Below are 9,968 nucleotides of genomic sequence, written 5' to 3' on the forward strand. Positions count from 1 at the left end.
AGTCTACGCTCTCGTCCTGCGGGCCGTCGTGGCCGCGGGGTCAGCGCCAGAGGACCGCGAACGCCGCGTTGAGCAGAGTCAGCGGACCGACGAGCCAGAACAGGATCGGCGGCACCGCGCCGGTGCGCTTCTGCCGGGCCGAACCGATCCCGAGCAGCGCGCCGATGACGATGAGCACGACGAGCTTCACGCCGATCTTGACGTAGTTCGGCTCGTACGTCATGCCCCACGGCGCCGCGAGGATGAGGCCCGAGAGCAACGAGATCAGCAGGCCGTAGTTCATCAGGGGAGTGATCCGCGCGCGGCGCGAGACGGCATCGACGATCCAGGCGCCGAAGAGCACGGCGAAGCCCACGAGGTGGACGAGCACGACGACATGACGCAGGATCTCCATGCCCGTCACCTTAGGGATGCCGCGCGCGCGGCGCCAGCAAGGCGCACCTCACCGCGACGGGAGGCGCGCCTCGCAGACCTCAGCCGCGGAGCTCGCGGAGCACCAGGGCGGTGCGCAGGGCGGCGTCGGCCGCCTCGGCGCCCTTGTCCTCTTTCGAGCCTTCGAGCCCGGCGCGATCCAGACCCTGCTGCTCGTCGTCGAGGGTGAGGACGCCGAAGCCGACGGGCTTGCCGGCGTCGATCGCGACACGCGTCAGACCGTCGGTCGCCGCCGACGAGACGTACTCGAAGTGGGGCGTTCCGCCGCGGATGATGACGCCCAGCGCCACCACGGCGTCGGCTCCGCCCGCGAAGGCGGCGACCGCGGCGACCGGCAGCTCGAACGAGCCGGGGACGCGCACGACGCGGTACGTCGCGCCCGTGGCATCCAGGACGCGCCGGGCCCCGGCGATCAGTCCGTCGGTGATGACCTCGTGCCAGGTGCCTGCGACCACGACGACGTTCAGTCCGCTCGCGTCGATGCCGCCGGTTTCAGGTGCTCCGCTGCCCGCCATCAGACGAGTCCTTCCTTCATGTGCGCGAGCGCGTCGCGCAGGTCGTCCTCGGCGATGACGTGACCCATGCGGTCGCGCTTCGTCTCGAGGTACTGGTGGTTGTTGGGGCCCACGCCCACGAGCAGGGGGACCTGCTCGACGACGTCGAGTCCGAAGCCGCGCAGCTGCGCGACCTTGTCGGTGTTGTTCGTCAGCAGGCGCACCTTCTCGACGCCGAGGTCGGCGAGGATGCCCGCGGCGGCGGCGTAGTCGCGCGCGTCGGCGGGCAGACCGAGGGCGAGGTTGGCATCCACCGTGTCCAGGCCGCGCTCCTGCAGGCTGTAGGCGCGCAGCTTGTTGATGAGGCCGATACCGCGCCCCTCGTGGCCGCGCATGTAGATGACGATGCCGCCGTCGCGGTCGATCGTGTCGAGGGCGGCCTCCAACTGCGGACCGCACTCGCACTTCAGCGATCCGAAGGCTTCGCCCGTCAGGCACTCCGAGTGCACGCGCACGAGCGGCGCCTTGTCGGAGAGGTCGCCCGAGATGACCGCGAGGTGGTCGGTGCCGGTGATGCGGTCCTTGTAAGCGAGGAACCGGAACGTGCCGTGGGAGGTGGGCACGTTGGCCTCGGCCCGCAGGCTCACGCGGCGCCGCGGCGTCGGGGTGGCGTCCAGGGGTTGGGTCTCGTTGAGGTACGCGATGAGCTGCTCGATCGTGATGACCGGGATGCCGTCGCGCTCGCCCAGCTCGAGGAGTCCGGGCAGGCGCATCATGCTGCCGTCCTCGGCCACGACCTCGGCGATCGCGCCGACCGGCTCCAGGCCCGCCAGACGCATGAGGTCGACGGCCGCCTCGGTGTGCCCGGCGCGCTCGCGCACGCCGCCGTCGACGGCGCGCAGCGGCAGCACGTGGCCGGGGCGGATGAGGCTCGAGGGCACCGACGACGGGTCGGCCAGCACCGTGAGGGTGCGCGCGCGGTCTGCGGCGCTGATCCCGGTTCCCACACCCGAGGCGGCATCGACGCTGACCGTGTAGGCCGTGCCGCGGGCGTCCTGGTTGACCTCGACCATCGGCGGCAGGTCGAGGCGGTCGGCCCAGTCGGCGGGCATCGGCGCGCACACGTAGCCGCTGGACCAGCGGACGGTCCACGCCATCCACTCGGCGGTCGCGAGCTGGGCGGACAGGATGACGTCGCCCTCGTTCTCGCGGTTCTCGTCGTCGGCGACGAGAACGGGTCGTCCGGCGCGCAGGGCCTCGAGGGCCTCGGGGATGGTGGACAGGCTCATGCGGAGCCCCTCTCGGTCGATGCGGCCGCGGCCGCGGGATTCTCGGTGCTGCGGAAGGCCAGCAGGCGCTGCACGTGCCGGGCCAGGATGTCGGTCTCGAGGTTCACGGGGGTGCCCGCCTCGGCGCGGCCGAGGGTCGTCGCCTCGAGCGTCTCGGGGATGAGCGACACCTCGAGCCACGGCTCGGGGTCGGCGGCGTCGCTCACGGCGCTCACGGTCAGCGAGACGCCGTCGATCGCGATGGAGCCCTTGTCGACCACGAGCGGGGCCAGGTGACGGGGGATACCGATGCGCACGACGCTCCACTGCGCGCCCGGTCGCACCTCGCGCACGGTGCCCGTGCCGTCGATGTGGCCCTGGACGACGTGGCCGCCGAGGCGTCCGTGGGCGGCGGTGGCGCGTTCGAGATTGACCGCGCGGCCGGCGGCGACGTCGGCGAGCGTGGACATGTCCAGCGTCTGCTTCATCACGTCGGCGGTGAACCAGTCGGGGCCCTGCTCGACCACGGTGAGGCACACGCCGCTGACCGAGATCGAGTCGCCGTGACCGGCATCCGACACCGCCAGCGGTGCCCGCACGGTCACGCGCACGCCGTCGCCGGCGGGTTCGACGGCGGTGATCTCGCCGATCTCTTCGACGATTCCGGTGAACATCAGAGATCTCCCTGGGGGTCGTGGACGGGACGGGCGACGACGCGGATGTCGTCGCCGAGCACCTCGATGGATGCCACCTCGAGCCGCCGCGCGGCGTCGATGGTGGGCACTCCTACGTCGCCGAGCGCGAGGCGGGAGCCTCCGAGGAGCACCGGGGCGACGTAGACGAGCACCTCGTCGGCGAGGCCGTCGCGCACGAGCGCGCTCTCGAGGGTCGGACCGCCCTCGACGAAGACGCGCTGGATGCCGCGGGAGCCGAGGTCGTCGAGCACGGCGGCGAGATCGTGAGTGGGGAAGAACAGCGGCTCGCGCGGGTGTCGACGCACCGCGGCATCCGGGGCGATCGGGCTCTCGCCGACGATGACCGGGATCGGCTGGTCGGGCAGGAGCGAGCCGTCGTGGGTGCGCGCGGTGAGAGCGGGATCGTCGGCGCGCACGGTTCCGGTCCCGGCGAGGATCGCGTCAGCGGCGGCGCGACGCTCGTGCACGTCGCGGCGGGCGGCGGGTCCGGTGATCCACTGGCTGGATCCGTCGTCGGCGGCGGCGCGGCCGTCGAGGCTCTGCGCCCACTTGACGGTCACGACGGGGCGACCGGTGCGCTGCAGGTGCACCCAGTCGTGCACGAGGTCGGCAGCGGCGTCGCGCTCGAGGCCCGCTTCGACATCGACGCCGCCGCCGCGGAGGCGGTCGGCGCCGCCCGTCGCAGCGTCGGTCGGGTCATCGAGCGCGTAGACGACGCGCGCGACACCGGCCTCGAGGAGGGCGACCGCGCACGGGCCGGTGCGGCCGGTGTGGTTGCAGGGTTCGAGGGTGACGACGGCGGTCGCGCCGCGGGCTGCCCCGGGGGCGAGCTGCGACAGGGCGTCCACCTCGGCGTGCGGGGTTCCGGCGCCGCGGTGGTAGCCCTCGGCGAGCACCTCGCCCGCGGGCGAGAGGAGGACGGCGCCGACCTGGGGGTTGAGTCCCCGGGGGCCGTTCCGCGCGAGACGCAGCGCGCGGCGCATCGCGTCTGTTTCGGCGGCGGATGCCATCTTTCCCTGTCCTTCCCGTCGTGAACGGGGCAGGAGCGCAGGGCGACGCGGCGCGCCGACCGTGCTGCCTCCTATCCGGACTAGAGACGATCGCTCGCCTCATCACCGTCGGTTCCGGAATTCCACCGGATCGGCCCCACCGCTGAAGCGGAGGGGTTCGCGGACTGTCACCGCCGGTTCGGATTCTCACCGACCCCGGAGCACGTGTTGCTTGTTCGAAGTCTAATCAACACCGCCGACACGGATTCATTCCCGCCGACTCGGGGCGAAACCGTGCTACTTCAGCAGCCGCGACAGCCGCCGATCGGCGAGGATCTTGCCGCCCGTCTGACACGTCGGGCAGTACTCGAGGGAGTTGTCGGCGAAGAACACGCTGCGCACCTCGTCGCCGCACACGGGGCACGCCTCGCCGCGGCGCCCGTGCACGCGCATGCCCCGGCGCTTGGCATCCTTCAGATCGGCGGGCGGCTTGCCGCGCGCGGTCTCGATCGCTTCGGTCAGCGTGGCGACCATCGCGGCGTACAGCGTGTCGATCTCGGCGTCGGTCAGGGTGGCCGCGAGGGCGTAGGGCGACATCTTGGCGGCGTGGAGGATCTCGTCGGAGTAGGCGTTGCCGACGCCCGCGATGACCGACTGATCGCGCAGCACGCCCTTGATCTGGGTGCGACGGCCGCTGAGGAGCGCCGCGAAGGCGTCGCGGTCGAGAGCCGCGTCGAGCGGGTCGGGGCCGAGCCGGGCGATCCCCGGGACGTCGGTGGGGGAGCGTGCGGCGTACACCGCGAGCGACTTCTTCGTGCCGGCTTCGGTGAGGTCGAAGCCCGAGCCGTCGTCGAAGCCGACACGCAGCGCAATGGGCGTCTTTCCCGGCTTGATGATCGTCGAGGGCAGAGCGTCGTACCAGCGCAGCCAGCCCGCCTTGGCGAGGTGGAACCCGAGATGGATGCCGCTGTCGGCGGCGATGTCGACGAACTTGCCGTGGCGTTCGACCCCAGTGACCGCCGAGCCGACGAGTGCGTCGATCGGGGGGTCGTACGTCTTCAAGGCGCTGATCGCGGAGATCGAGGCTTTCGTGACCGTCAGCCCCGTGACACGACCGCGCAAGAACTCGACGAGTCCTTCGACCTCGGGCATCTCGGGCATGCAGCCATCGTGGCATCCCCCTCCGACATTCGACAGGCTCTTGCCGCGCCCGTCGAGGTCCGCGGCCGCGGCCCCGGGCACAACTCCTGCACGTGTCGGCGGAGAGGCGGGGATGCCGCGGAGTCCGGCGGATGTGCCGGAGTTGTGCGGCCACTCAGTCCAGGTCGAGCGGCCACTCCTGCGGCACGCGGTCGTCGTGCCGGAGTAGGCCGCCGATCCACAAGTCGGCGCGGCCGAGGCTGTTGACGTGCGCCCACCGCAACAGCCCCTCGTAGCGGAACCCGCGCCGTCGCGCGGTGCGCGCCGAGCCGATGTTCCCGACGACGGCGCGCCACTCGATCCGCTCGATGCTCGGGCGATCGTCGGCGAACGCCCAGTCGATGACGGCGGCCGCGGCCTCGCTGGCCGCATTCTGCCGTCGCGCGTCGCGGGCGATCCAGTACCCGATCTCCGGGGCGCCGGTGTCGAACCTCGCCAGCCCGATCATGCCCGCGAGGCGGCCGTCGCGGCGGATCGCCCAGGTCGGCTCCGTACCGTCGGCCCACCAACGGGCGGTCAGTTCCACGAAGCGCTCGGCATCCGTGAGGAGGTACGGCGACGGCACCGTGGTGTAGCGCTGCAGGTCGGCATCCTGGCACTCCGCGTGGATGGACGCCACGTCCGTCGCCGTCGGTGCGGACAGTTCGAGGTGCGGGGTGTGGAGGCGGTCCGGTTCCATCCGCCCACGCTACCGACCGGGCACAACTCCGGCGATTCTCCGCACGCTGACCGGTGGATGCCGCAGCGTGCATGTCGCGCCGGAGTTCTGTCTGTCCCGAGGCTCCTTCACAGCGGAGCAATCTCGGCATCCATCCCCCATTCGCCTCTCGCGTCGCTCGCGCGGGTCCGGTGCCGGGCACGGTGGGGGAGATGGCGACACCCGAGTTCCGCACCTACCGTCAGCTTCGCGACGACGGATGGAGCCGACATCGCATCGACAGCGCGGTGCGGAGCGGGGCCCTGGTCCGGCTCCGGCGTGGAAGGTACGCGGTCGCCTCCGTCGAGTCTACAGCGCGGGATGCCGGATGCTTCGGCGGCCGCCTGGATTGCGTGTCGTTGCTGTCGGTGCTCGGTGTCTTCGTCCTTCACTCCGACCGGCTCCACGTGCAATTCGACCGAGAAGCGAGCAGGATCCCCGAGCGCCCGGCCGGTGTCGTCGCTCACTGGCGCGCGAGCCGGGCTCGCCCGGGCGACCTGCACGCGGATCTCGTGGAGGCGCTGAGGCAAGCCGTGTTGTGCCAGGGGCCGCGGGCCGGGATCGCCTCGGTGGACAGCGCGTTGCACGGTCGACTGATCACCGACGTCGAGGTGGATGCGGTGTTCGACGGGCTTCCGCGGCGTTACCGGCGGCTCCGCGGTCTCGTGGACCCTTCGGCCGAGTCGGGTCCCGAGACGTTGGTCCGTCTCATCCTGCGCGCCCTCGGTGCACCGTACGAGACACAGGTGCGTCTTCGAGGGGTCGGGCGGGTCGACTTCCTCGTCGGCGGGTGGCTCATCGTCGAGTGCGACAGCCGCGCGCATCATTCGTCGTGGGAGGAGCAGTTCCGTGACCGGCGTCGGGATCGCGCGGCAGCGGCTCTCGGATACGTCACCCTGCGTCTGGTTGCCGAGGACATCCTGTACCGCCCGGATCTGGTGCGCGACGCGCTGGCCGGCGTGTGGAAAGGCCCGCGCCGGAGCCGGTGAGACCGAGCGCGCACGCTCGGCGCAGGGCGGCGGCGCACAACTCCTGCACGATCGACCGCGCGCGGCGCCCCGCCGCACTCTTGCGGCTCCGCTGCCGGAGTTGTGCCGGTCGAAACCGCCGCGCCCCCGACGGCACCGGCCACTGGTCCTCGTGCACAACTCCTGCACAGATCGCCGATCCGATGGACTGCCGGAACATCGGCCAACCGTTGCAGGAGTTGTGACTGCCCGGCGCCGGCCGGCCCCGGCTGGGTCAGCCGCGGCGCAGGCCGGTCGCCGCAGCCGCCCAGCCCCGGCCTTGTCAGCCCCTACGCAGCAGCCCGATGCGGTCGTAGACGTCCGCGAGGGTCTTCTCGGCCACGGATGCCGCCCGCTCGGCGTTGTGCGCGAGCACGCGGTCGAGTTCGGCGGGGTCGTCGAGCAGCTCGAGCGCCCGCGCGCGCACCGGTTCGAACTCGGCCACTACCACCTCGGCGAGGCCCTTCTTGAAGTCCCCGTAGCCGCGGCCGGCGTACTCGTCCTCGATCGAGCCGATCTCGCGTCCGGTCAGGGCCGAGTAGATGACGAGCAGGTTCGAGACGCCCGGCTTCGCGTCGCGGTCGAAGCGCACGGCGCCCTCGGAGTCGGTCACAGCGCGCATGATCTTCTTCGCGCTGACCTTCGGGTCGTCGAGCATCCACAGCACGCCGGCGTCGGACTCGGCCGACTTCGACATCTTCGACGTGGGGTTCTGGAGGTCGTAGATGCGCGCGGTCTCGCGCTGGATCATCGGCTTCGGCATCGCGAACGTCTCACCGAAGCGCTGGTTGAACCGCTCGGCGAGGTCGCGCGTGAGCTCGATGTGCTGCTTCTGGTCGTCGCCGACGGGCACGACGTCGGTCTGATACAGCAGGATGTCGGCGGCCATGAGCACCGGGTAGGTGAAGAGGCCGACGTTCGTGGCATCCGCGCCGTACCGGGCGGACTTGTCCTTGAACTGCGTCATCCGCCCGGCCTCGCCGAAGCCCGTGAGCGTCGAGAGCACCCACTGCAGTTCGGCGTGCGCCGGCACGTGCGACTGCACGTAGAGGGTCGAGCGTGAGGGCTCGATGCCGGCCGCGATGTACTGCGCAGCGGTGCGGCGGGTCTTCTCGCGCCGTTCGGCGGGATCGCCGGGCTGGGTGAGGGCGTGCAGGTCGACGACCGAGAAGAAGGCGTCGTACTCGTCCTGCAGCTCGCGCCACTGCAGCAGGGCCCCGATGTAGTTGCCGATCTGAAGGCTGTCGGCCGAGGGCTGCATTCCGGAGTACAGGCGCTGCTGGGTCACCGTTCGATCCTAGGCGTCCCGGCGCTCCGCGCCGTCCGGGTCCCGCAGCCCCGCGGGGCCGGACGTCACGACCGCCCGAGTGTGTAATCCGCGATCACCGGGGCGTGGTCGCTCCATCGGGCGTCCCAGGATGCCGCGCGGTCGACGCGGTAGTCGGTGACGCGCTCGGCCAGCGCCGGTGTGGCGACGTGATAGTCGATGCGCCAGCCGGTGTCGGTGTCGAATGCCTTTCCGCGCATCGACCACCACGTGTAGGGGCCGTCGACGTCGCCGGCGTGACGGCGGCCGATGTCGACCCACCCGAGGCCCGGTCCCGTGGAGCCGTCGACGCCCTCGACCTCGGCGCCGGACGGACCGAAGAAGCGGTCGAAGTACGCGCGTTCGCGGGGGAGGAATCCGGCGTTCTTGCGGTTGCCCTTCCAGTTCTTGATGTCGAGCTCGCGGTGGCCGACGTTGAGGTCGCCCATGACCACCGCCAGCTCCCGTTCGGCGCTCAGCTCGGCGAGGCGCCGCTCCATGGCATCCAGGAACAGCCACTTGGCCTCTTGCTTGGGGGTGTCGACCTCGCCGCTGTGCACGTAGGCGCTGACGACGGTCAGCGTCTCGCCGTCGATGTCGAAGTCGGTCTCGATCCACCGGCCCGAGGAGTCCAGCGGCTCGGGGCCGAGGTGCGTGCGCGTCTGCACGCCGGGCAGTCGACTGAGGATCGCGACCCCGGCGCGGCCCTTCTGCAGCGCCTCGTCGTTGACGATCTGCCAGCCGGGCACCGCCTCGGCCAGCTGTTCGGCGGTCGCGCGCACCTCTTGCAGGGCCAGGATGTCGGCGCCCGAGGCGTCGAGCCACTCGATCATGCCCTTGCGGACAGCGGCGCGGATGCCATTGACGTTGACGGAGACGATGCGTACAGAACGAGCCACCCGACGAGCCTAACCGGGGCCTCCGACACCGCACCGCGCTCGGTCCGCGGGCCGCCGACGGCGCCACCTCGCGGGGCCGCGCTCAGTCCAGCAACAGTGTGGAGCGCCGGGGCTCCGGCAGCTCCGACTCCAGGTGCGCGAGGTGCTTCCGGGCCTGCCGAAGGCGGCGTCTCGCCGCCCAGCGCCGGGGCCAGTGCGCGAGCGCCGCCCGTTCCTCCGCTTCGCGCACCGCCACCTGGGCTGCGATGACGAGGGCGGTCTGCTCCATCGCGCGGCGGTCCTCGGGGGAGCGCAGCGGCACATCGCGGTCGTCGGCGGCCACCGCGATCCACGCGGCCGCGACGAGGATCACGATCCCCACGAGCCGGAACCACAGCAAGAACCCGACCAGGACCGTGAACGTGGCCAGCAGCGGGTTGGACGGGGTGTAGACGAAGAGGAAGCCCGCCGCGACCTGGAGCAGGACCAGTCCCGCGGACCCGACCAGGGCTCCGGGCCACGTGCGCCGCCACGTGAGCGCGGTTCCCGTGAGGAAGCGGAACAGGGAGGCCAGGGCGAGCGTGTTCACGGCGAAGGCGATGAGGAGCGACACCCCTCGCGCCCCGAGCGACCACCCCGCGGTGCCTCGGTCCCAACCGATCATCCCGAACACCAGGTCCACGGCGCCGGTGGTCACCGATCCGAGCAGCGCGCCGACGAGAAGGGCGAGGCCGAACAGGAGCGAGGCGACGAAGTCCCGCGCCTTCAGCAGCACGTAGTTGCGTGTGTCGAAGGGGAGGCCGAAGGTGTCCCGTACGGCCCGGCGGGTGAAGGTGACGAAACCGATCGTGGTCCAGATGACGACGACACCGGCCACGCCACCGGTCACACCGAGGAGACGGCCGCTCTCCTGGGCGACGGCCTCGACCTGCTCGGGTTTGACGAGTCCGTTCTTGCTGATGATGCCGGGGATGTAGCCGTTCACGATCCGGATCAGGCCGT

At 71.4% G+C, this 9,968-nt stretch carries 11 protein-coding genes; 1 reads left to right on the forward strand and 10 read right to left on the reverse strand.

The window, feature by feature from the left end; genetic code table 11:
• Positions 1-40: 40 nt before the first annotated feature.
• From LQV45_RS11435 to LQV45_RS11465, 7 genes are all read right to left on the reverse strand, one after another.
• Positions 41-394, reverse strand: coding sequence for a Fe-S protein (locus tag LQV45_RS11435; protein WP_230007132.1), 354 nt, complete (start codon positions 392-394; stop codon positions 41-43).
• 79 nt (positions 395-473) lie between these two features.
• Positions 474-947: a 6,7-dimethyl-8-ribityllumazine synthase gene (gene ribH, locus LQV45_RS11440; RefSeq protein ID WP_230007133.1), complete on the reverse strand. Its 474-nt coding sequence runs from the start codon at positions 945-947 to the stop codon at positions 474-476.
• Entirely contained in the window at positions 947-2,215 is a 1,269-nt protein-coding gene (ribA, locus tag LQV45_RS11445; RefSeq protein ID WP_230007134.1) for a GTP cyclohydrolase II, read from the reverse strand. Before ribA ends, ribH begins: the two co-directional genes overlap by 1 nt.
• Positions 2,212-2,868, reverse strand: coding sequence for a riboflavin synthase (locus LQV45_RS11450; protein ID WP_230007135.1), 657 nt, complete (start codon positions 2,866-2,868; stop codon positions 2,212-2,214). Before LQV45_RS11450 ends, ribA begins: the two co-directional genes overlap by 4 nt.
• Positions 2,868-3,899 (reverse strand): bifunctional diaminohydroxyphosphoribosylaminopyrimidine deaminase/5-amino-6-(5-phosphoribosylamino)uracil reductase RibD, encoded by a 1,032-nt coding sequence (ribD, locus tag LQV45_RS11455; RefSeq protein ID WP_230007136.1) that lies wholly within the window; start codon positions 3,897-3,899, stop codon positions 2,868-2,870. Before ribD ends, LQV45_RS11450 begins: the two co-directional genes overlap by 1 nt.
• Positions 3,900-4,175: 276 nt before the next feature.
• Positions 4,176-5,039 (reverse strand): Fpg/Nei family DNA glycosylase, encoded by an 864-nt coding sequence (locus tag LQV45_RS11460; RefSeq protein WP_230007137.1) that lies wholly within the window; start codon positions 5,037-5,039, stop codon positions 4,176-4,178.
• 154 nt (positions 5,040-5,193) lie between these two features.
• Positions 5,194-5,757 (reverse strand): GNAT family N-acetyltransferase, encoded by a 564-nt coding sequence (locus LQV45_RS11465; RefSeq protein WP_230007138.1) that lies wholly within the window; start codon positions 5,755-5,757, stop codon positions 5,194-5,196.
• A 191-nt stretch (positions 5,758-5,948) separates the two neighbouring features.
• Between LQV45_RS11465 and LQV45_RS11470 the strand changes: the two genes are divergently transcribed.
• Positions 5,949-6,764: a type IV toxin-antitoxin system AbiEi family antitoxin domain-containing protein gene (locus LQV45_RS11470; RefSeq protein WP_230007139.1), complete on the forward strand. Its 816-nt coding sequence runs from the start codon at positions 5,949-5,951 to the stop codon at positions 6,762-6,764.
• Positions 6,765-7,065: 301 nt separating this feature from the next.
• Here the strand turns inward: LQV45_RS11470 and trpS are convergent, their stop codons facing one another.
• The 3 genes from trpS to LQV45_RS11485 all read right to left on the reverse strand — a co-directional run.
• Complete coding sequence (gene trpS / locus LQV45_RS11475; RefSeq protein ID WP_290370237.1) at positions 7,066-8,070, reverse strand: tryptophan--tRNA ligase; 1,005 nt, start codon at positions 8,068-8,070, stop codon at positions 7,066-7,068.
• A gap of 65 nt (positions 8,071-8,135) precedes the next feature.
• Complete coding sequence (locus LQV45_RS11480) at positions 8,136-8,987, reverse strand: exodeoxyribonuclease III (protein ID WP_230007140.1); 852 nt, start codon at positions 8,985-8,987, stop codon at positions 8,136-8,138.
• An 82-nt stretch (positions 8,988-9,069) separates the two neighbouring features.
• On the reverse strand, positions 9,070-9,968 hold an 899-nt coding region (locus tag LQV45_RS11485), incomplete at its 5' end, for a YihY/virulence factor BrkB family protein (RefSeq protein ID WP_230007141.1).

Source organism: Microbacterium sp. Bi128, assembly GCF_918698205.1.